This window comes from Streptomyces glaucus, from assembly GCF_039533365.1.
In the GTDB taxonomy this organism is placed as follows: Bacteria; Actinomycetota; Actinomycetes; order Streptomycetales; family Streptomycetaceae; genus Streptomyces; species Streptomyces glaucus.
This window is the reverse complement of the sequence record NZ_BAAATK010000009.1, coordinates 87,629-108,110: the sequence shown is the minus strand read 5'-3', so window position 1 is coordinate 108,110 and position 20,482 is coordinate 87,629. Positions and strand designations below refer to the sequence as shown.

Genomic DNA, 20,482 nt, shown 5'->3' with positions numbered 1-20,482 from the left:
CCCGCCCCGGGGCCGGTCACGGCAGCTTCGGCCTGCCCTCCCCGTACAGCCACTCCTCCCAGATCGCGCCGAAGTCCTCGCCCGGCGCGCTTTTCTCGACGTAGGCCGTGAAGTCGCCGGTGTCCGCGTTGCCGTGGCGGTGCTCGGCGGCCCAGCCGCGCAGCAGGGCGCGGAAGGCGTCGTCGCCGACCGCCTGGCGGATCCTGTGCAGGACCATCGCGCCGCGCTGGTAGACGGGCGGGTCGAACAGGTGCGCGGCGCCGGCCGGGCGCGCGGGCGGGAACGCCCAGATCCGGTCGCCGGGCGCCGCGTACAGCGCGTCGAAGATCTCCTGCGCGGTGTCGCCGCCGTGGTCCTCCTCCCACAGCCACTCCGCGTACGTGGCGAAGCCCTCGTTGAGCCACGTGTCCCGCCACGTCCGGGGGGTGACGGAGTTGCCGTACCACTGATGGGCGAGTTCGTGGACCAGGAGCCGCGGGCCGGGCGCGCCGGGGAAGAAGGGCCGGTCCCGGGTCTCCAGGGCGTATCCGGCGTCGCCCGCGCGGTCGACGATCGCGCCCGTGGAGGAGAAGGGGTAGGGGCCGAAGAGATCCTCCGCCCACTCCACGACGTCCGGGATCCGCGCGAGCACGGCCCGGGCGGCGGCCGCCTGCCGCGGATCGACGGCGACGTACACGGGCAGTCCCTCGCCGGTCGTGGTGCGGCGGACGGCGAAGTCGCCGATCGCGACCGTGGCGGCGTAGCTCGCCATCGGCTCGGCCGCCCGCCAGCGGAAGGTGGTGCGGCCCCGGGCGCTCGTCTCGCCCCGCGGCTCCCCGTTGGACACGGCCCGCAGGCCCCGCGGCACGGTGACGGAGATGTCGTACGACGCCTTGTCGGACGGGTGGTGGTTGCCGGGGAACCACGCCATCGAGCCCGTCGGCTCGCCCAGCGCCAGCGCCCCGTCCGCGGTGGGCAGCCAGCCCTCCGCGGAGCCGTCCGGGTCGGTGATCGTCTCCGGGACCCCGGAGTAGCGGACGGTCACCCGGAAGGTGCGGCCCTCGCCGAGGTCGTCGGCGGGGCGGACGGTCAGTTCCTGGCCGGCGCGGTTCCACCGGGCCTCCCGGCCGTCGACGGTGACCCGCCCGACGTCCAGGCCCTTCAGGTCGAGGCTGAGGGCGGACAGGTCCCGCGTGGCGCGGGCGGTGAGGGTCGCCGTGCCGGTGAGGCGGCGGCTGCCGGGGGTGTAGGAGAGGTCCAGGGCGTAGTGGGCGACGTCGTAGCCGCCGTTGCCCGCCTTCGGGAAGTACGGGTCGCGCACGCCGGTGCCGCCGGGGGTGCCGTCGACACCGCCACCGCCGCCGCACGCCGTCAGCGCGCACACCAGCAGGACGCGGACGGCGGCCAGGCGCGGGAGCCGGAAGGGGGCGGACTCGGCCGGGACGAGGGGCGCGGATCGGGACACGGTCGCGATCCTAGGCGGGCGTGACACCATCACTACGTGCTCGACATCGGCTACGCCCTCTCCACCCGCTTCCCGGACCCCCCGCAGACGGACTACCGCCGCGCGGACGTCCACGCCCTGCGCCACGACCTGTTCTGCGGCGACGTGTACCTCGCCGACACCGAGACGGACCGGGAGATCTCCACCGCCTGGGGGTGGGTGCCGGTGCTGGACTTCGCCTGGGCCCTGTGCGACATCGTGGAGCACCTCGACCGCGACCCGGCCGGCTCCCGCGCCGCCCGGCCGCGCCACGCGGAGCTGGACTTCACCGAGTCCACCGACCGCCTGCTGTTCGAGCGCCGCTTCGGCTGGGTGGACATCGAGGCGGAGTGGCTGCCGCCGGCCGAACCGCCCCTGACGTTCTCCCACGGGGAGCTGCGCCGCGAGGCCCGCGACTTCCTGCACGACCTGCTCGCCGACCTGATCGACCTGCACGAGGACCTGGGCGAGAACCCGGCGGTCTGGACCCTCCAGGCCCGCTTCCCGCGCGTGCCGTGAGCGCCCCGCCCGCCGGCGCCCTCACCCCTCCACCCGCACCCCCAGCGCCGCCGCGAACACCGGTGCCAGATCCACCAGCTGGGCCGGGCTGATCACCGCTCCCGCCAGCCGGTCCACGCCCCGCGCGAGGTCCAGCGCGGCGGCGCCGCGCAGGTCGACGTCGGTCAGGGTCGCCGCGTGGAAGTCGGCGCCCCTGAGCGTGCAGCCGGCGAACCCGACCCGCTCCAGGCGGGCGCCGCCGAAGTCCGGCTCCACCAGGACGCAGTCCTCGAAGACGACGTCCGTCAGACGGGCCGCGCGCAGGTTCACGTAGTCGATCCGGCCGCCGCGGATCAGCACGCGCTCCAGCGCGGCGCCGTGCAGCCGGGTGCCGCCGAGGCGGGCGTCGGCCAGTTCGACGTCCCGCAGCGTCGCCTCGGCGAGGTCGGTGCCGACCCCGCGCACGCCGGTGAGGACCGAGTCCAGCAGGCGGGCGCGCGGCAGCCGCGTCCCGTCCAGCGCGCACCCCGTCAGCGCGCAGTCCAGGAAGCGGGCGCCCGCGCCGTCCTGCCCGGTGAGGTTCGCCCGGCCGAAGTCCAGCCCGTCGTAGTCCCCGTCCGGCTCCAGTCCCCCGTCGTACGGCCGGAGCGGGGGCAGCCGCAGCTCCGGCCGCCGCGCCGCCCGCACACCCCTGCCGCCCGCCGCCGCTCTCCTCATCATGGCCCCATGCTGCACCCCGCCTCCGGCCATCCCCGCCGGCCCGCGCGAAACCGGCCGTGTCACGTTCCGCGCGGCCGGACCGTCGTCCCGACGAAACAGGAAACCCGAGGCGACCAGCACGACAGGAGGACTTCCGCCATGCCTCACCTCACCGTCGTCGGCGGCGGTTTCGCCGGGCTCACCGCCGCCATCGCCGCCGCGGAGGCGGGCGCCGCGGTCACCGTCCACGAGGCCCACCACACCCTGGGCGGACGGGCGCGCACCGCCGACGGCCCGTACCGGACGAACGAGGGCCCGCACGCCCTCTACAGCGGCGGCCCGCACTGGACCTGGCTCAGGCGGCGCGGCCTGATCGGGCCGCTCGCGCCTCTGCCCCCGTGGGCGGTGGCCCGGTTCCGGCTCCGGCACCGCGGCGTCCTGCGCCGCACCCCGCCCCTGGCGATGCTCCGGCTGCTGCGCCGCGGGACCGGGCCGGCCCCCGTCGACGCCGACTTCCTCACCTGGGCCGCCGGCGTCGCCGACGAGGAGGGCGCCCGGGCGGCCGCGCACTACGCGGCCGTCGCCCTCTTCCACCACGACCCCGGGTCGCTGTCCGCCGCGTTCGTGCAGGAGCGGCTGCGGCGCGCGACCAGGCTGCCGCCCGAGGCGCGCTACCCGCGCGGCGGCTGGGGCGCCCTCGTCGGCCGGATGGCCGCCCACGCCCGGAACCTGGGTGTCCGCATCGAGACCCGGTCCCGGGTCGACGCCCTCCCCGCCGGCGCCCCGGTCGTCGTCGCCACCTCCCTGGACGCCGCCCGCCGCCTGCTCCAGGACGCCTCCCTGACCTGGCCGAGCGGCCGGGCCGCCCTGGTCGACCTCGCCGTGCGCACCCGGCGCGGGGACGCCTTCGTCGTCTCCGACCTGGACGCGCCGGGCTGGCTGGAACGGTTCACCGCGCAGGACCGCACCCTCGCCCCGGCCGGCGAGCAACTGGTCCAGGGACAGATCCCGCTCGCCCCGCACGAGTCGGGCGCCGACGGGACCGCCCGCGCCGAGCAGCTGCTGGACCTGGGCTTCCCGGGCTGGCACGAGCGCGTGACCTGGCGGCGCGAGGCCGTCGCGAACGGCCGCACCGGCGCCGTCGACCCGCCCGGCGCCACCTGGCGCGACCGGCCCGCCGTCGACCGCGGCGACGGCGTCTACCTCGCCGGCGACCAGGTCGCGGCCCCCGGTGTGCTGTCGGAGGTCTCCTTCAACAGCGCCCTGACCGCGGTGTCCCTCGCGCTGGGCCGCAGCGCCCTTGACCTCAAGCGGACTTGAGGAAGAAGAATGGCGCACGCACACCACGCAGACCGCACACGGCGCACTTCCGGGGGGACCCCATGCACGCCATCCGCCTGCACGCCTTCGGCCCGGCCGAGAACCTCGCCTACGAGGAGGTGCCGGACCCGCGGCCGGGCCCCGGCCAGGTCCGCGTCGCCGTCCGCGCGGCCGGCGTCCACTTGCTGGACACCGCCCTGCGCCAGGGGTTCCGGGGCCCCCTGCCCGAACTGCCCGCCCTGCCCACCGTTCCCGGCCGGGAGGTGGCGGGCGTCGTCGAGTCCCTCGGCGAGGGCGTGGCCGGCCACTGGCTCGGCCGGCGCGTCGTCGCCCACCTCGGCCTCGCCCCCGGCGGCTACGCCGAACTCGCCGTCACCGACGCCGGCCGCCTGCACGAGATCCCGGCCGGCCTGGACTTCGCCGCCGCCGTCGCCATGATCGGCACGGGCCGTACGGCGATGGGGATCGTGCAGTTCGCCGAGCTGGGCCCGGACGCGGTGGCCGTCGTCCTGGCCGCGGCGGGCGGCCTCGGCACCCTCCTGGTGCAGTACGCCAAGAACGCCGGCGCCACCGTCGTCGGCCTGGCCGGCGGCCCGGAGAAGACCGCCCGCGTGCGGGCCAACGGCGCCGACCTCGCCGTCGACTACCGGGACCCCGACTGGCCGGACAAGGTCCGCGCCCACCTCGGCGGCCGGGCCGCCACCGTGGTCTTCGACGGCGTCGGCGGCCGAAGCGCCCGCGAGGCCGTCGCCCTGCTCGGGCCCGACGGCAGGCACCTCGTCTTCGGCTGGTCCAGCCAGGGCATCCGCGACGAGGGGCGGCCCCACCTCGTCGAGGGCGTCTCCCAGCAGGTCCTCGGCCCCGTGATGCTGGAGAGGGCCGGCGGGCCCGACCCGATGCGCACCCTGGAGCTGCGCGCCCTCACCGAGGCCGCCGAGGGCCGCCTCACCCCGGCCGTGCAGCGTTTCCCGCTCGCCGAGGCCGCCGCCGCCCACCGCGCGCTGGAAACCCGGGGCACCACCGGAAAGGTCGTCCTGGAACCCTGACCCGGCACGCTCGGCGCCGCCCGGCCACCCGGCCACCCGGACCGCAGGCCGGGCCGCCCGCGCGGCCCCGCCCGCCGGTCCGCCGGCCGGCGGGCACCGTCCGGGCCGGGCACGCCCGGCCGGCGCGGCCGGGCCGCCGACGGTGAGGAACAGCGCCGAGACGGCGGTCGCCGGCCCGGCCGTGAGGAGGTTCTTCCCGCGGTTCATCTCTGCCCCCGTGAGCTCGCCTCCGTGTGCGCCCGCCCTCCCGGTGAAGGGCCGCGCGCCGGCCGCCCCCGGTGAAGGGCGCGGGAGCCGGGGCGGGAACCCGGACATCCGAGGGTGGCCGCGGCGGCGGAGAAAAGCCCAGGCCGGAAGCGGGTCCGGTCTGGGCTGTGGCCGAGCCCCCTGTCGGATGCGAACCGACGACCTTCGCTCTACGCGTTCGACCTGTCCGGGCCGACTCGTTCCGGGGACGGAGTCGGCTCCTGCCCCACCACGACGGCGGGCCCCACGGCCGACCAGGCGGGCGCGCACCGCTGTAGGCCCATGAGGCCGTGCACCTCTGTCGTCCGTTGCCGAACGGGTGCAGTCAAGTGCCGGAGTGTTCTCAGACCTTCGGCTGGGTGAAGCGGATGCGGTTGCCGAAGGGGTCGCGCAGACCGCAATCGATCCCGTACGGACGCTCGGTGGGTTCCTCGGTGAACTCCACCCCCTTCTCGAGCAGCGTCTCGTAGGTCTTGCGGCAGTCGTCCGTGGTGAAGATGAGCCAGCCGCCCATGGCTCCCTTGGTCACCAGTTCACGCACCTGCTCCGCCGTCTCCTCCGACATCGCCGGCGCGCCCGGCTTCTCCAGAAGGATCTGTCGCTCGGGGTGGCCGGGGACGCTGACGGTCAGCCAGCGCATGAATCCCATGTCGACGTCCGCAGTGACCTCCAGGCCGAGCTTGCCGACGTAGAAGTCGATGGCCTCGTCCTGGTCGAGGACGTATATCTGTGATTGCGTGATGGCGTTGAACATGACACCGACCCTAACGATCGGCCAGGTTGGAAACTTATCCAAAACTGCTCGGTTGCCAGGGCGTTCTGTCGGCCGGTCAGGTATGCGGACGGGCCCATGCCATCGTGAAGCACGTCGGTACGCCCGCGGCGACCGCTTCCTTGCGGTACGCCCGCGGCGACCGGCCGACGATGTCGCGGAACGTGCGGCTGAAGGTGCCCGGGCTGGTGAAACCGACCTCGAAGCTGATGTCCGTCACGCTGTGGTCGGTCTCCCGCAGCAGGAACATCGCCCGTTCCACGCGGCGGCGCTGCAGGTAGCGGTGTGGTGTCTCGCCGAACGTGGCCCGGAAGGTCCGCGTGAAATGCGCCGGTGACACATGTGCGATGCGGGCCAGGGCCGGGACGTCCAGCGGCTGCGCGTAGTCACGGTCCATCACGTCACGCGCTCGGAGCATACGGCGATTGGTCTCTTCCACGGCGCGGCTCACGGCACCATCTCATCACGGTCCACCCGGGCAGGCCCCGGGTGGCGGACCTTCCGGCACTCCCCCGTGCGCACCACGGCGGACCCGCGCCCGGGAACGGCGCTCTCCACATCCCGGTGCCGGCCGATCCCCCGTCGGAGGCACCGTTCCAACCCCGGCCGTATCGCCTTGGCCCAGCCCCGGCCTGGTCCTCGCCTCCTCACGGGCGCGTGCGGGCGGCGGCGCGCGGCCCCGGTGACGGGGGCGAGGAGGGGCGGTCCGGCGCCTTCGATCTCCGGTGGACCGTTCTCGTTCCTCACCACGCGTCGGCGTGAGGTTGGAAAGCGTTCACTGGATCAGGTCGGTGTGCGGATGCTCCGGAGACGTCGGACAGTCCGCGTACGAGCTGTCCACACCGACATCGGCTGCCTGCCATCTGTCCCAGTCCCCCCGTAGCTGCCGCACTTCCGCGCTCAGATCGAGGATCCTGGGGTACTCGGTGATCCGCTCCGGCGCGAGCAGGCACGGCTCCGGCACGTAGCCGTCGCAGGCCGTCTCATACGGTTCCGGTGGTGGGGCGAGGACGTCGACGACCGCGGCGGCGGACCGCCGGAACAGCGCGGTCGCGGGCTTGCGATCCGGTTCGTGGTCGTAGGGGCACCAGAGAACCTGGAACAGATCGCTCCGGCCGGGCGGACGCAGCAGGGGTATGTCGCGCAGATACAGCTGGGCCACCGGCAGCATGGGGACGGGGCACTCCGCGGGCCACGGGGGCCGGCCTCAAGGCGCTCCATGAACACCGCGTCGTTTCGCTCCCTGATCGCTTCCTCCTCGGGCGTGTACCGAGGACCATGGGGATCACGATGCAGTCGGGCCCGCCTGCGCCGCTCCAGCCTTACTGCCGCAGGGGACGTGGATGTACCACTGTCCAGGTGCGAGCCGTCGCAGTGCGGCACGGCTCGTCAGCGGGCCACAGCAACGGCCCCCCAACCGAACTCTCGAACACCGAAGGCGACCCGGCACGGGGATGCAGTTGAATCGCCGCCCGCGCCAACGGAGCCAACTCAGGGAAAACCGCGGCGACATCGACCGGCCGCGGCGGAGTGGTGCGAACAAAGTTCATGCCGGCGATCCTGCCACCGGCCACCGACAGCCCCGGCCGCCTCAACCGGCCCCACCGCGAGGATCCGCGCCCCTGTCAAGCAGGCCATCGCCACCCTCGAGTCCTGGCGGCTCCGCAAACCGCGGTGCTCGACCACCCGCGTCACGAGCCTCGCCCAAGCCGTCCTCTGCCTGCATCTGGCCGGCTCGGACCGAGGGTGGAAAGCCCTTCTCGGCTGATCGCCCGTCGCCGTTCGGCGGTGGTCGGCGCTGCCCGCACCTGTTGGTGTCAGCCGGCCGGCTCCCTCTCGACGGGCCTGCTGCCAGTTCTTCCGAAGTGGTGACCCGATTCGCTCATGTGCGGCCAGTCACCGTAGCCGACCGTGTGACCTGCGTGAACGCCGCGACCAGTGGTCCTCGTCCGTCAACGTCGGTCCGCCTCGGACGACCCGGAGACCGCCCAGGACGGGGGGAAGCTCCGGCACTCGCCCGCCGCCGCTTCCGAAGGCGATGCCTGTGCGCCGTTCCCGCGGGTTCAGCACTGCTTCTTCAGCACTTCGTAGAAGTCGTCGGCAAACTCCTCGTTCGTTTCCGCTGACTGGTGCGTGGGAACTTCAATGGGGTGCTGCGGGTCGTGCTTGCTGTAGGCATCGCAGTACGCCCGGCGTTGCTCCGGGGTGCTCGTGTGCCAAGCTGCCTCCGCCGCCGACCTCGTGGGGTGTGTCGGCTCGGGCTCTCCCTGGGCGCACGCTGCGAGCAGGGCAGCCGACAAGAGAGTCACGGCGGTCACGGGCAGGCGTCTCACACGTTCTCCTGAGGTCGAGGCCGGCGGAGCGGCTTCGGGCTGAAGCGCTCCGGGGCGAGTAATCATGGCCCGTAAGTCTCCAACGCGTCGGGCAGTCCGTGGACCTGCCCGGTAGAACACGGCGTCGGGGCCATGATCTCAGAGACCCGTCCCGAAGCGGCTGCCCTAAGCCGCGGAGCCGACCGCCCCGGCCACGACATGTTCCGACCCCGTGCTGCCGGCCGGCCTTCACCGGGCGCGCCCCGCGCCCTCCCCCTGATCTGCCGCGCGGCGCTCCGTCGGCGCCGGATGCGGCAGGCCGAGGCGGCGCGGCGCAGGGGAGTCGCGCTCTCCCCTCCTCGTACGTCCTCACCACCCGCACCGGCCGCCCGATCGACCCGCGGAACGTCGACCGGTCGTTCCTCCGCGTCACCGACGCCGCCGGTCCTCGGCGCATCCGTCCGCACGACGCCCGGCACGGCTGCGCCACGCTCCTGACCGCGGCCGGTGCCGCGCCCCCGCGTCGTGCTGGAGGTCCTGGGGCACAGCCGGATCAGCATCACGACGGACGTCCACCCGCACGTGGCGTCGGACCCCCGGCGCGCGGCCATCAGCCGCACGGACCGCCCGCCCAGGCACCGCCTCGGCCGTGACCGACCGCCCGGGCCGATGTCACCCGTGGACGCCGAACGCCCCGGACCGATCACCGGCCGGGGCGTTCGCGCTGTTCAGTGAGAGAGCCCCCTGTCGGATTCGAACCGACGACCTTCGCTTTACAAGTTCCGGCCGCCGGTTGAGGGGCCAGCCATTCGGTTCCTCAGCCTGCCGGGAGGGGTGCGCGGCAGGCTTTCCCGGTGCGGCAGCGTGCGCCGGTGTTGCCGTCAAACTCTGCCGTCAGTCGCGCGCTGCGGGCGCCGGGACGAGACGGCTGGTGAAGCCGGCGGAGACGAGCCGGTGATATGCCGCCTCGACATCAGCCGGGATGTCCTGCCGGATCATGAACCCTTGCTCCGGATAGACCATCAGCCGTTGCTGCGCCCCGACGAGCATGTCAATGACCAGGCGCGCATCGCCGATGGAATCGATGTACTCCATGAAGGCCATCGGTGCGGAAGCGCAGACCCATTCCACGTCGGGCCAGAGCTTCCGCGCCGTCCCGTACGCCCGTCGCTCCTCATACGGCTTGCAGACGAGCAGAGCTGACGTGACGTGGGTACCGCGGTCGGCAAGCAGCGCACGCGAGAACGTGATGTTCTCCCCGGTGTTCCGAGCGTTGGGCTCCACGAGGATGGCATCCGCCGGCACGCCGAGGTCGATGGCCCGCTCTCGGTAGTGCTCCGCCTCGCCGCGCGGCATCCGCTCACGGGTCGTCCTGCTGGTGGCCCCGGTGAAAACGATCAGTGGGGCCATGCCCCGGTGGTACAGGGCAGCCGTAGTGTCGGCGACTCCGAGATCGTGACTGCCCAGGCCGATGGCTACCGAACACGGGTGCACCCGATGCCCCATCTGCTGGAAGTCCCAGAGACGGCGCGCGTCCTCCCATGACTGCTGCGGGATCACTTCTTCGCTCCGCCTTCCGCTGCCGAGTCGGGCACCTTGAAGTCGTACGTCCACGAGAAGCGAGTGGCCGCGTGCACGCCGAGGGCGAATTCGACGACCGTGCCGTCAGCCGTGAACGTCGTACGGTGCAGCTCGACCACCCACTCACCAGGCGCGAGCTGTAGGAGCTGTGCCTCTTCTGCGGTGGGCACTCGCGCGAACAGCGTCTCCCGCATGTGGTCGATCTCGTATCCGGCGTCGTAGAGCACACGGAACCCTCCGCCCCTGCCGGCCGGTCCCGGAGACGGATCGACAATCCGCGTTCCTTCCACGTGTTCCGGACGGTAGTAGCTGGTCAGCGTGTGCGTAGGCTGCGTGCCCTCTTTGACCAGCCGCGCACGGGCGTAGACCTCAGCACCTTCGGGTAGGCCGTGCGCGGCCGCCACTACGGCTGGTGCCGGGACCTTGCTGACCGTCTGCGTCTGCTCATTACGCCGGTAGGAGCGACCGGACGCCACGCGGTCGGCGATGAACGCGACTTCGTCGCCGTCCCTCCACTTCGCCTTGTCGTATCGCTCGATACCGAGTCGCTTGAGCGGCGGCCGGTCACGGACGACTGTGCCGTGGCCACGCGAAGACGTCACCAGCCCTTCGGCCTCCAGCGCCTTGTAGGCCGCGTGAACAGTGGACTTGGACCCCTCACCGGCTTCAACCAAGTCCCTGATCTGCGGCAATTGCTCGCCCGGGGCGTATTCGCCGGACCGGATCTTCTCAGCGATCCGATCCGCAAGCTCCCGCCACTTCGGCGCCATGCAGGACCTCCCGTCGACATCAACCAGTGAAGCACAGTCCCAGGACTGTTGACAGTCCTGGGACTGTGCGCCATTGTCTTCTCAGGCGCTCCGCAGTCCCAGGACAGCGAGCGGGTCGCGGCTCTTTGAGCTGCGCGAAAGCGCCCGGAGGAAAGCCCGCAGGGGTGACTACGAAGGAAGCGCCGGTTGGTTGAGAACTCAACAGTGTGATGAGGCCGCCGCCTCCTCCGATAAGGCGGTCGGCACGGGGCTACGGCGCCCGTGCGCTCTTCAACCTCTCCGCAGCTCACCTGCTGCGGCCGGTTGCCTCCGCTGCTCGTCTCGCACGAGCAGCGCCGAGGGGAGCCGGAATCGACTCCGACGGCGAGCGGTCCCCGGGGTGCCACCCGGGGACCGCGTTCGGGCCGTTCACCCTTCGAGAGGAACACGACCCAATGAGTCACATCGTCACTGTTCAGGACGCTGTTACCGCGTTCGCCGACTGGCGTGAGCCGACGGCCGCGGAGCTGGAGGCGATCGAGGAGGAGATGCCCGTCATTCTGGCGGACGTCGACCTGCTGGACGCGCAGATCATGACGCTGGACCGCATGCCGACCGAGCTGGACGTCCGGCGTATCCGCCGGGCCCGCCGTCGGGCGCTGGCCGCCCGGGTCGCGCTGCTCAACCGCGCGGCCGACACGAGCCTGCCGGGGGGTGCCGCGTGAGCATCCAGCCGACCGAGTGGCCGCAAGGTGTCATCGCCCGCTACCTCACCGTCGGCGGTGCGCTCGTCGACCTGATCGAACAGCCCGGCTACACGCACGTCTCCCAGAACACCGAGACGACCGCGAAGTGCACGGGGTGCCACGACAACCACACCGAGGACTGGGGCTTCGACTTTTGGGCCAATGAGCACGGCGAGCCGCAGCCCCCCTCGTTCGACCGAAACGGCGAGTGGGCGACCCGGAAGGCGCGTACCTGGGCCCAGGCCCACGCGGAGAAGTGCCGCGCCCTGCCCCGTCCGGGAGGTGCCGCGTGAGCGCCACCGACCGGACCCTGACCACCGCGCACGCGGAGGTGAAGGCGGAGATCGCGCGGACCGACGCCAAGACGGCGCTGCTGCTGGCGTTCGTCGGCGCGGTGCTCGCCGGAAGCTGGACGGTCGCCCGCGACCTCTCGCTGAACCTCCCCGCCTACATCGCCGGCGGCATCGGCCTGGCGCTGCTGGTCGGTGCGGCCGGTCTGCTGCTGCGGTCGGTGCGCCCGAACCTTCGCGGTCGGCACGGCTTCCCACTATGGGCCACCCTCACCGCCGACGAGATCGGTGATGCCGTCACCTCGGATCTGGCCGCCGACATCGCCGGGTTGTCCCGGCTGGCGGTCGCGAAGTTCACCTGTCTGCGCCGCGCGGTCGACCTGACCATGACCGGCGGCGCCCTGCTCATCGTCGCCGCCCTGCTCACCGCCGGGGGTGCCCGATGACCGGCGCGAAGCTGACCCGCGTGCAGATCGGGGTGCTGACCGCTGCGTTCGTGCCGATGCTGGCCACGGGCGTGTTCGGCGGAATCGGCACCTACAGCAACATCGGCCACGCCTACGGCAAGGGCACCGCCCTCGGTGCGCTCGCCGCCGGTGAAGGCGCAACCGCCGTGCTCGCCTTGGTCCTGCTCGGGCTGACCATGCTGGGCCAGTCCTCCCCGCGCATCGTTCGCATCGGGCTGTGGGCGCTGCCGGCCGCCGCCGCCGTGATGGGCGCGATGGCCGCCCCCGACCCGGGCCGCACCGTGATCTACGCACTGACCCCGATGGGCATGTCCGTCTCGGCCGAGGGCATGGCGTTCCTGGCCCGGCGGATCGTGGTCCACACCGACGGCCGCGACGCGGAGAACGAGCGTCGCACCGCCGATCTGGTGCAGGCCCTCGCCTACCACCGGGCCCGTGCCACCCAGCATCCCAGCGACCGGGTGCGCAAGCGGTCGGATCGGGCATCGTGGCGGCTGGCCCGCAAGGTCGGGGTCGGGGACGTGGCGCTGGGATCGAGGCTGCTGGATGTGCAGCGCGACCGCGTCACCGCCGGCGCGGACGCCGCGCTTGCCTCGATGTTCGGTGCCTCCCTCCCTGCCCCCGCACTCGATCCCGCTCCGGATACGAATGCGGAGGAATCCACCGAGACCATCGCGAAACGGTCTATGGCTGACCTCGCGGTATCGACTCCGGACCCGGTGGTGACGCTGACCCGGTTGCCCCTGCCTGATCCGGTTGCCGTCGACCTGGGCAAGTCGACCCTCCCCGCCAAGCCGCTCCCCTCGATCGCTCCGGCCACCGTCGCGCCGATCAAGTCGATCGAGCGGCGTGCGGTGGCGGCGGAATCGACTCGGCCGCGCCGCGCCACCGGCCGCGTGCCGGACGCGGCCAAGCCGACCCGGCCCAAGCGCACCCCGGAGCAGCTGCTCGCCGAGGCACGGGTGGTGACGGCCGACTGGCCGGACGCGAAGGTGACCGCCGAGGGCATCCGCCGCGAGGTGCGCACCTCGCCGGCGAACGCCCGGATGCTGCGGGACACCCTGCTCGCCGAGCGGTCCGCCACGGCGGCTGAGGCCGCGTGATGGGGGCGCTGCCGGTGTTCCGGTGGCGCCTGGCCCCGGACGGCTACGCCACCCGCCGCCAGCTTCGGGCCCGCGGGCTGCGGCCCGGCGGGCAGCCGGTGGCCGCCCAGCTCGAACGGCCGCGGCGGCGCCGCCCTCCGCTGGTCGCCTACCTCTACCGCGTCGAGGACGCCAAGCCGGTACGGCCGATGACGTCGGCGAAGTGGGCGGCGCTCGCCAAGGCCAATGCAGCCCGCCGCACCTGCCCCGTCTGCCGGCGCGATGCCGGATACGTCATCCCCGCCGCGTTCGGCATGTGTGTGCCGTGCGCCTACCCCGGCCCGCACGGGCCGGAAGGGAGCCCTTGAGTGAACAACGCCGACCTGCGCCGCCTGGACCGTGAGATCCGGGCCACACAGAAGAAGCTGGAGGCCGTGCGCCGGGGTGAGTGGTGGCCGCTGACCGGCCGCGAGCGCCGCGCGATGGCCCGGGCCCTGGCCGGCGGCGCCTACCGCACCGTGCGGGGCCGCAACACCGGCCGCGCCGAACAGCAGATGGACGCCACCGGCTCCGCCGCCGAGACGCGGCTGAACGCCGAGCTGATGGCCCTGCACGGGGAGCGGCAGCGGCTGATCACCGAGGCCGCCCGCGCCAAGGCCGCCAAGAAGTCGAAGGGGTGGTGGTGACCGTGCCCCGCACCACCGGCAGGGCCCTGCCCGTCCTGGACGCGCACTTTCACTGCCCGGACTGCGGGCCGCTGGTGTTCGGCGTGACCCGGGCCATCTGCGGCCAGGTCATCCCCGCACCGGTCGTCGGCGACGGGCCCGAGCGCAAATGCCCCGCCTGCAAGGCGGCACGGCGCGCCCACAAGGCCAGCCACCGCCGCTGACCCCCAGCACGTTCTGCTGCCCCGGGGTGGCCGTCCCTGCCACGGACCCGGCCACCCCGGCTCTCCCTCACTCCCGCCCCCGTAGGGGGCAGTCAGGAGAACTTCCAGCATGTCTGAGAACGTCGTCCACCTCCACAAGCCCACCGACCCGCCGCCCCCGGAGACGGCCCCCACCGTGCTGACCGTGGTGCCCGACCCGCCCGCGCCAGCCCCGGTGCCGTTGTGGGTGCGCTCCGGACGCGCCGTGAAGCGGGCCGTGACCGACGAGCGGACGAAGACGGTCGTGCGGGCCACGGCCCGGCACGGCCTCTACACCTTCAACGGGGGCCGGATCGTGGCCCGCCGTGCGTGGGACGGCCGTACCGGTGCCCGCTACGAGCGGATGATCCGTGCGGCGGAGGCCGCGGGGAACCTGGAAGCGGCCGAGGAGTGGGAGGAGCGGTTGCAGCGCTTCCGCGCCGCCCGCCACCACCGCCGCATGGACCTGCTGCACTCCCCCGTCGAGGTTGCCAAGGGCGCCGCCGTGGGCGCGGGCATGAGCATCGGTGTCCTGGTCGCCCTCGGCGTGGCCCTGGCCATCAACACCGGCCAGGTCGGCGACGTCATCACTCCCCTGTCGGCCACCATCGACTTCATCGCCCTGCTCATCCGCATCGTGCAGATCGTCTGGGGCCCGGCCCTGACCATCAGCCCGCTGCTCGCCCTGCTCGCCCTGTGGTCGGTCGGCCGCAAGCAGCACGCCGCACCCGCCTGGGCCCTCCCGGCCAACGCCCGCTCCGGGGAGGGAGAGCCGATCACCCCGTCCATCGTGGTCAAGGCCCTGCGCGACCTCGGCATCCCCGCCCTGCGCAACGCCATTAAGGAGATGGGCGACGCCGGTGCGAGCATGCTGGGGCCGATCCGGATCGCCGGATGCGGCGTCGAGGTCGACGTGACGTTGCCGTCGGGGGTCTCGACGGTGGAGGTGCAGCAGCGGCGCCGCAAGCTCGCCGAGAACCTCACCCGGCATGAGCACGAGGTATTCATCACCATCCCGCAGGCCGCCCGCACGGTGCGGCTGTGGATCGCCGACTCCGGAGCGCTGGACGAGCCGATCGGCCCATCCCCACTGGTCACCGACGAGACCCTGACCGCCGACTACGCCAAGGGCAAAGCCCCCTGGGGCCAGGACCTGCGCGGCGACGCCGCCGCCTTGAGCCTGTACCAGCGCCACCTGCTCATCACGGGTCTGTCCAACCAGGGCAAGACCGCCGCGCTGCGGGCGCTGGCCCTGTGGGCGTGCCTGGACCGCCGGGTGGAATTCCGGATCGCCGACCTCAAGGGCGCCGGCGACTGGGCCATGTTCGACGGACTCGCCACCATCCTCATCCAAGGCCCGGCCGATGAGCAGGTCATCGAAGCGACCGAGATGGTCGAGGGCCTGGTGGAGGAGATGAACCGCCGCATCGAGGTCCGCCGCACCGACCCGAACGCCGCCTTCCCGCCGCTGATCGGGATCGTGGACGAAGCGCAGGTGGCGTTCATGTGCCCGGTCAAGGACGACGAGGGCCGCCCCTACGGCGGCTCCAAGGCCACCTCCCGGTACTTCATGGCGGTGCGCAAGGTCCACAACCAGGGCCGTGTGGTCGACGTGATCCTGTGGGAGGGCACCCAGGACCCCACCGACCAGAACCTGCCCAAGCTGGTGCGCGAGGGCGCCCACACCCGCGCCTCCCTCGCCCTGGGCACCGAGTCCCAGGCCCGCATGGCGCTGGGGGACAAGGCCGTGGACGGCGGGGCCGCGCCGCACCTGCTGCGCCAAGGCTTGGACAAGGGCACCCTCGTGGTCGCCTCGGACGGCATCGCCATCCCGGCCGGGCAGGCGTCCCTCACGGTGCGCACGCACTACATCAACGACGAGCAGGCCACTACCATCACCGACCGGGCCAAGGCCCTGCGCGGGGATGTGGCCACCGTGCACGCCATCGACCGCGGCGAGCAGCGCGACCCGCTCGCCGACATCGCCACCGTCCTGGGCAACGACTCTCGCGTCCGCACCCAGGAAGTCATCACCCGCCTCGCCGCGCTGGACGCCGGTGCCTACGGCGGCTGGTCGTTCATCGACCTCAAGCGCGTCCTGGACGCCGTCGGCGCCGAGCCCTACAAGTCCGACGGCCGCATGGTCGTCTCCCGCGACCGCGTCGCCACCGCCCTCGCCAACCGCGACACCGAGGGTTCCGCTTCCGCTGCCCAGTGACAGGGAAGTGACCCCACCCGGGCCAGGGAGGCAGGGAGAACTCCCTACACCCCTCCCTGCCCCGCCTCCCTGGCTCTGACCTGCGCAAATGACCCATCAGGGAGGCAGGGAGGACAGCAGGTCACACCCCCCAGACACCCCGCCACGAGGCGCCCCGAAAGGGGTACCTCAACCTCCCTGGTCAACGTCCGGAAGGGATTCCGCATGTACCCCGACCACCCCCACGGGCCCGCCCAGAGGGTCGTGGAAGTTCACCAGCCCATCCCGCTCCCGCGCCTTCCTGTCCACCCGGCACCGGCCGTACCCATCCAGCCGGGCACGGTGTCGGCGGTGGCGAGCATCGTCCTGCCGGACGGCCGCGTGGTCACCGGCTACGCCGTCGACCCCGCCCAACCGGCGCCGGTCACCGCCAAGCCGGCCGTCTCCCGCACAGCCGTGAACATCGCCCTCGGCGGCGTCGGATTCGGCGCGGTCTGCGGCGGGCTGTTCCTGCTCACGTCGTTCATCGCCGCGCTAACCGCGTTCATCACCCAGCTCATCATCCTGGCCGCCGTCATCTTCGGCGGCTTCATCGCTGTCCAGGTCCTCGGCGCCGGCGACCGACGCAGCGGGACCACGGTCAACATCCGCAAGGCCGTCATCAAGCGCAGCCACTTCCACGGGTGAGCCGTTACGTGGAGGACCGCTTGCTGAGCCAGTGTGCTTGGAGCCAGACACGGTGCTCGGGCCGTAGCTGCACGGCCAGGGGCTGGCCGTGCAGCTGCGCGTAGAGCGGATAGGCACGAAGGCTTGGATCGACGTCAATCAGATCCGAGGCGGGATCAACGGTGATCTTGCCGCTGTCGAAGAGTCTGTGGATGTCGCGCCGGAGCAGCAGGCCCCCATAGTCGTGGTGTTCGCCGGATTCGGCATAACTGTAGAGGTGAGCAGCCTCCAGCACGGCTGCTGGAGCAGCACCGGTCATGGCGCACCGCTCGCCCTGCTCGCGCAGGAGACGCTTACGGAAGGCTTCCTGCCCTAACCTCACCCGGACTTTGGCCACCTTGTGGCCGCCCGGGATGGGGGTGGTGGGCTCGTCCTCTTCGAGCTCGAGCGGCAGCTCTTCGCCGATGACCTCGAAGAGGGCGTCCCGCAGTCTCTCCCAGCGGAAGGGTCGCATGCTCAGCTGGGAGTCTGGCGAGTCACACAGGGCCCGCAGTTCAGCGCCTGTCAGCAGCCCTCGCCCAGGGATCCAGTTGATCCCATGTCGTGACCGGTAGGTCGTCACGGTCTTCGTCTTGCGCCCCGGCGTATCGAAGAGTGCTCCGCACTGGTTGCAGCGACATGCCGGTGTCAGACGGCTGCGGCGCTTGAAGTCGGCCCGCTTGCACTCGGGACAGAAGTAGAGCGTCTTCGTCGCGGTCCCGGTGTCAATGCCGTGGATGACCGAGACCCCGATCAGCTCATTTTTATCCCAGAGCGCGATTACGTCGCCCACGGCCACGCGGGCGTGGTTGGGGACGGTGCTGTCCCAGCTGTAGTGGTAGCGCGGGTTGTCGTCATAGCCGTCGTTTCCCCCGTGCTGCCGCTTATCGCCCACGGCCAGCATCAGCCAACCAGTCGTCACAGAAACCCTCCCCGAACGCACATGCCGGGGCAGCCGCCCTCTCGCCAAAGACCGCGGCTGCCCCATGTCCAGCTCCCTCAAAGAACTGGAGACCACCCAGAATGACCCATACCACTGACATCCGGCGAGTGCGCGGCCATCGGCCGCGGCTGCTGGATTTGTTCTGCTGCCAGGGCGGCGCCGGCAAGGGCTACGCCGATGCCGGATTCGACGTGACCGGCGTCGACATCGCCCCGCAGCCCCGCTACCCGTTCCGGTTCGTGCAGGCGGATGCGATCGCGTTCGCCTTGGAGCACGGTGCGGAGTTTGACTTCATCCACGCTTCCCCGCCGTGCCAGCACGACAGCGAATGCCAGCGTCTCCAGGGCAACGACCATCCCGACCTGATCGCCCCCACCCGCGCGGCGCTGGAGACGGCCGGGCGGCCGTGGGTGCTGGAGAACGTGCGTGGTGCGGTGCCCAAGCTGCGCGCTCCGGTGATGCTGTGCGGGCAGATGTTCGGTCTGGCCAACTACCGGCACCGGTTTTTCGAGACCGGCGGCGGCTTCCGTCTCGCCCAGCCCGGTCACCCCGCGCACCTGGTGCCGCAGGCCAAGATGGGCCGCCCCGTCCCGCCCGGCCACTACGGGCAGTTCGTCGGCAACTTCTCCGGCGTCAACCTGGCCCGCAGGGTGCTGGGGGTGGAGTGGATGAACCGCGACGGCATCCGCGAATGCATCCCCCCGGCCTACACCCAGCACATCGGCGCCGCCGCGCTGGAGCTGCTGGCCGCTAGCGGCCTGAAGGTGGCCGCATGACCGGCCGTGTGCTGCCCCTGCGCCGCCCCAACGGGCTGCGCGTGCTGGATGTGTGCTGCGGCGCCGGCGGGCTGTCCATGGGCTACTACCTCGCCGGGTTCGACGTCGTCGGCGTCGACATCCGCCCGCAGCCCAACTACCCCTTCCCGTTCATCCAGGCCGACGGGCTGGAGTACTGCGCCGAACAGGGCCACGCCTTCGACCTGGTCCATGGTTCCTGGCCGTGCGAGCGCTACGCCACCGTCACCCGCTGGCGGGGCAACCCCGACGCTCATCCCGACCTGATCGGCCCCGGCCGGGAGGTCATGCAGGCCACCGGCCGGCCGTGGGTGATGGAGAACGTGCCTGAGACGGCCGCCGCGGGCCTGCTGCGCCCGGACTACCTGCTGTGCGGGACCCAGTTCGGCCTCAACGTCCGCCGCCACCGCGTCTTCGAGACCTCGTGGGGCGGCGGCGGGGACCTGGTCCCGCCCTGCTGGCACCGCAAAGACCTGCTCGCCTTCGAGCACAAAGGCGAGCGCGCCTACGCCGACGCCATGGGCTGCACCTGGATGACCAGCCTGGAGGCCCGCAAGGCCGTCCCCCCGGCCTACACCCACTGGATCGCCACCCAGTTCCTCGCCCTGGAAGGGAGGACCGCCGCATGACCGCCCCCATGACCACCGACCTGGCCCACCTGGAGCTGCTGGCGTGGGCGATCGAGGCCGCCGGCCGTGGCTGGCGGGTCTTCCCGCTGCGCCCCGGCGACAAGCGCCCCGCCGGGCACGCCGAGAAGCGCTGCCCGGGCACCGGGCGCTGCGCAGACGGCCACAAGACGCCCGAGCAGCGCGCCACCACCGACATCAACCTGATCACCGCCGCCTGGACCCACCAGCCCTACAACGTGGCCATCGCCACCGGCCCCTCCGGGCTGCTCGTGGTCGACCTGGACGTGCCCAAGCCGCACGAACCGGAAGGAACGCCTGACGGCGTCGCCAACTTCCAGGCGCTCTGCGAGCGCGCCGGGCAGACCGTCCCCGACACCTACCGGGTGCGGACCGCGAGCGGCGGAGAGCACCTGTACTTCCTCCAGCCGCCCGGTGCCCGGCTGCACTCCACCGCCGGACGCCTCGCCAAGAAGATCGACACCCGGGGTTGGGGCGGGTACGTCGTCGCCGCCGGCAGCACCACCCCCCACGGTCCCTACACCGTCATCGACAACCGCCCACCCGCCGTGCTGCCCCAGTGGCTGCACGAGGCCCTCACACCGCCGCAGCGGCCCAACTACGCCATGGCGAACTTCATGGAGCGCCGCAGCGGGTACGCGGCGGCAGCGCTGCGGGGCGAGGTGCGCAACGTGGCCACCGCCGCGGACGGCACCCGCAACGCCACCTTGCTGCGCGCCGCACGGGCACTGGGGCGGCTGGTCGCATCCGGCGACCTGACCCGCGCGGAGGTCGAAGAGGCTCTTAGTAGGGCGGCGGCGAGCAACGCCACCCAGTCGCAGCGCTACTACGACGACGTGATCCGCCGGGGTCTGGACTGGTCCATCGCCCATAACCCGGCCGGCAAGCGGGAGGCGGCATGACCCTCCCCCCGCCTTCTAAGAGCCTCCCCGCCACCCACCGACCGACGGCCGCCGCACCACCTGCGGGCCCGGCGGCCGTGGGCGAGCCGAAAGGCGCCGCCCGCCAGGGCGTCCGAA

The 20,482-nt window shown here is 72.5% G+C and carries 23 protein-coding genes and 1 pseudogene; 16 read left to right on the top strand and 8 right to left on the bottom strand.

Annotated elements, in window-relative coordinates; all coding sequences use genetic code 11:
- Positions 1-16 precede the first annotated feature (16 nt).
- A complete protein-coding gene (locus tag ABD363_RS09635) occupies positions 17-1,474 on the bottom strand; it encodes a M1 family metallopeptidase (protein ID WP_344601681.1) in 1,458 nt (485 codons plus the stop codon).
- Positions 1,475-1,480: 6 nt separating this feature from the next.
- Here ABD363_RS09635 and ABD363_RS09630 point away from each other — a divergent pair, with 6 nt between their 5' ends.
- Positions 1,481-1,981 carry a hypothetical protein gene (locus ABD363_RS09630; protein WP_344601679.1) on the top strand — a complete coding sequence of 167 codons (501 nt, stop codon included), beginning with the start codon at positions 1,481-1,483 and terminating at the stop codon, positions 1,979-1,981.
- Positions 1,982-2,002: 21 nt separating this feature from the next.
- Here ABD363_RS09630 and ABD363_RS09625 read toward each other — a convergent pair whose 3' ends face one another.
- Entirely contained in the window at positions 2,003-2,680 is a 678-nt protein-coding gene (locus ABD363_RS09625; RefSeq protein WP_344601677.1) for a pentapeptide repeat-containing protein, read from the bottom strand.
- 138 nt (positions 2,681-2,818) lie between these two features.
- Between ABD363_RS09625 and ABD363_RS09620 the strand changes: the two genes are divergently transcribed.
- Positions 2,819-3,979 carry an FAD-dependent oxidoreductase gene (locus ABD363_RS09620; RefSeq protein ID WP_344601675.1) on the top strand — a complete coding sequence of 387 codons (1,161 nt, stop codon included), beginning with the start codon at positions 2,819-2,821 and terminating at the stop codon, positions 3,977-3,979.
- Positions 3,980-4,041: 62 nt separating this feature from the next.
- Positions 4,042-5,025, top strand: a complete 984-nt coding sequence (locus tag ABD363_RS09615; protein WP_344601673.1) for a zinc-binding dehydrogenase — start codon at positions 4,042-4,044, stop codon at positions 5,023-5,025.
- Between the two features lie 589 nt (positions 5,026-5,614).
- Here ABD363_RS09615 and ABD363_RS09610 read toward each other — a convergent pair.
- From ABD363_RS09610 to ABD363_RS09600, 3 genes are all read right to left on the bottom strand, one after another.
- On the bottom strand, positions 5,615-6,025 hold the full coding sequence (locus tag ABD363_RS09610) for a VOC family protein (protein ID WP_344601671.1): 411 nt from the start codon (positions 6,023-6,025) through the stop codon (positions 5,615-5,617).
- 76 nt (positions 6,026-6,101) lie between these two features.
- Positions 6,102-6,461: a helix-turn-helix domain-containing protein gene (locus tag ABD363_RS09605; protein WP_344601669.1), complete on the bottom strand. Its 360-nt coding sequence runs from the start codon at positions 6,459-6,461 to the stop codon at positions 6,102-6,104.
- 357 nt (positions 6,462-6,818) lie between these two features.
- Positions 6,819-7,205 (bottom strand): hypothetical protein, encoded by a 387-nt coding sequence (locus tag ABD363_RS09600; RefSeq protein WP_344601667.1) that lies wholly within the window; start codon positions 7,203-7,205, stop codon positions 6,819-6,821.
- Positions 7,206-8,625: 1,420 nt separating this feature from the next.
- On the opposite strand from ABD363_RS09600, the pseudogene ABD363_RS32755 reads away from it, so the two are divergent.
- Positions 8,626-9,006 (top strand): annotated as a pseudogene (locus ABD363_RS32755) (tyrosine-type recombinase/integrase); the annotation flags it as partial.
- A gap of 243 nt (positions 9,007-9,249) precedes the next feature.
- Here the strand turns inward: ABD363_RS32755 and ABD363_RS09590 are convergent.
- Both ABD363_RS09590 and ABD363_RS09585 read right to left on the bottom strand, forming a co-directional pair.
- Positions 9,250-9,915, bottom strand: coding sequence for a YdcF family protein (locus ABD363_RS09590; protein WP_344601665.1), 666 nt, complete (start codon positions 9,913-9,915; stop codon positions 9,250-9,252).
- The gene (locus ABD363_RS09585; protein ID WP_344601664.1) at positions 9,912-10,706 is read right to left on the bottom strand and encodes a GntR family transcriptional regulator; all 795 of its coding nucleotides are present in this window, start codon (positions 10,704-10,706) and stop codon (positions 9,912-9,914) included. Before ABD363_RS09585 ends, ABD363_RS09590 begins: the two co-directional genes overlap by 4 nt.
- Before the next feature lie 434 nt (positions 10,707-11,140).
- Between ABD363_RS09585 and ABD363_RS09580 the strand changes: the two genes are divergently transcribed.
- The 9 genes from ABD363_RS09580 (at position 11,141) to ABD363_RS09540 (ending at position 17,061) form a co-directional block, all read left to right on the top strand.
- A complete protein-coding gene (locus ABD363_RS09580; protein WP_344601663.1) occupies positions 11,141-11,410 on the top strand; it encodes a DUF6284 family protein in 270 nt (89 codons plus the stop codon).
- Complete coding sequence (locus tag ABD363_RS09575; protein ID WP_344601661.1) at positions 11,407-11,724, top strand: hypothetical protein; 318 nt, start codon at positions 11,407-11,409, stop codon at positions 11,722-11,724. The genes ABD363_RS09580 and ABD363_RS09575 overlap by 4 nt, the downstream gene beginning before the upstream one ends.
- Positions 11,721-12,167, top strand: a complete 447-nt coding sequence (locus ABD363_RS09570; protein ID WP_344601659.1) for a Pycsar system effector family protein — start codon at positions 11,721-11,723, stop codon at positions 12,165-12,167. Before ABD363_RS09575 ends, ABD363_RS09570 begins: the two co-directional genes overlap by 4 nt.
- Entirely contained in the window at positions 12,164-13,291 is a 1,128-nt protein-coding gene (locus tag ABD363_RS09565; RefSeq protein WP_344601657.1) for a conjugal transfer protein, read from the top strand. Before ABD363_RS09570 ends, ABD363_RS09565 begins: the two co-directional genes overlap by 4 nt.
- Complete coding sequence (locus tag ABD363_RS09560) at positions 13,291-13,638, top strand: RRQRL motif-containing zinc-binding protein (protein ID WP_344601655.1); 348 nt, start codon at positions 13,291-13,293, stop codon at positions 13,636-13,638. The genes ABD363_RS09565 and ABD363_RS09560 overlap by 1 nt, the downstream gene beginning before the upstream one ends.
- A complete protein-coding gene (locus ABD363_RS09555) occupies positions 13,639-13,956 on the top strand; it encodes a hypothetical protein (protein ID WP_344601653.1) in 318 nt (105 codons plus the stop codon). It begins immediately after the preceding gene.
- On the top strand, positions 13,950-14,159 hold the full coding sequence (locus ABD363_RS09550) for a hypothetical protein (RefSeq protein WP_344601651.1): 210 nt from the start codon (positions 13,950-13,952) through the stop codon (positions 14,157-14,159). The genes ABD363_RS09555 and ABD363_RS09550 overlap by 7 nt, the downstream gene beginning before the upstream one ends.
- Positions 14,160-14,268: 109 nt before the next feature.
- Positions 14,269-16,395 (top strand): ATP-binding protein, encoded by a 2,127-nt coding sequence (locus ABD363_RS09545; protein WP_344601649.1) that lies wholly within the window; start codon positions 14,269-14,271, stop codon positions 16,393-16,395.
- A gap of 204 nt (positions 16,396-16,599) precedes the next feature.
- Entirely contained in the window at positions 16,600-17,061 is a 462-nt protein-coding gene (locus tag ABD363_RS09540; protein WP_344601647.1) for a hypothetical protein, read from the top strand.
- A 4-nt stretch (positions 17,062-17,065) separates the two neighbouring features.
- On the opposite strand, the gene ABD363_RS09535 is transcribed toward ABD363_RS09540, so the two are convergent.
- Positions 17,066-18,001, bottom strand: a complete 936-nt coding sequence (locus ABD363_RS09535) for an HNH endonuclease (protein ID WP_344601646.1) — start codon at positions 17,999-18,001, stop codon at positions 17,066-17,068.
- 101 nt (positions 18,002-18,102) lie between these two features.
- On the opposite strand from ABD363_RS09535, the gene ABD363_RS09530 reads away from it, so the two are divergent.
- Genes ABD363_RS09530 through ABD363_RS09520 form a run of 3 tightly spaced genes read left to right on the top strand, consistent with a single transcriptional unit; the run spans position 18,103 to position 20,365 of the window.
- The gene (locus ABD363_RS09530; RefSeq protein WP_344601645.1) at positions 18,103-18,798 is read left to right on the top strand and encodes a class I SAM-dependent methyltransferase; all 696 of its coding nucleotides are present in this window, start codon (positions 18,103-18,105) and stop codon (positions 18,796-18,798) included.
- Positions 18,795-19,445 (top strand): class I SAM-dependent methyltransferase, encoded by a 651-nt coding sequence (locus ABD363_RS09525; RefSeq protein ID WP_344601644.1) that lies wholly within the window; start codon positions 18,795-18,797, stop codon positions 19,443-19,445. The genes ABD363_RS09530 and ABD363_RS09525 overlap by 4 nt, the downstream gene beginning before the upstream one ends.
- Positions 19,442-20,365: a bifunctional DNA primase/polymerase gene (locus ABD363_RS09520; RefSeq protein ID WP_344601642.1), complete on the top strand. Its 924-nt coding sequence runs from the start codon at positions 19,442-19,444 to the stop codon at positions 20,363-20,365. The genes ABD363_RS09525 and ABD363_RS09520 overlap by 4 nt, the downstream gene beginning before the upstream one ends.
- Positions 20,366-20,482: the final 117 nt, after the last annotated feature.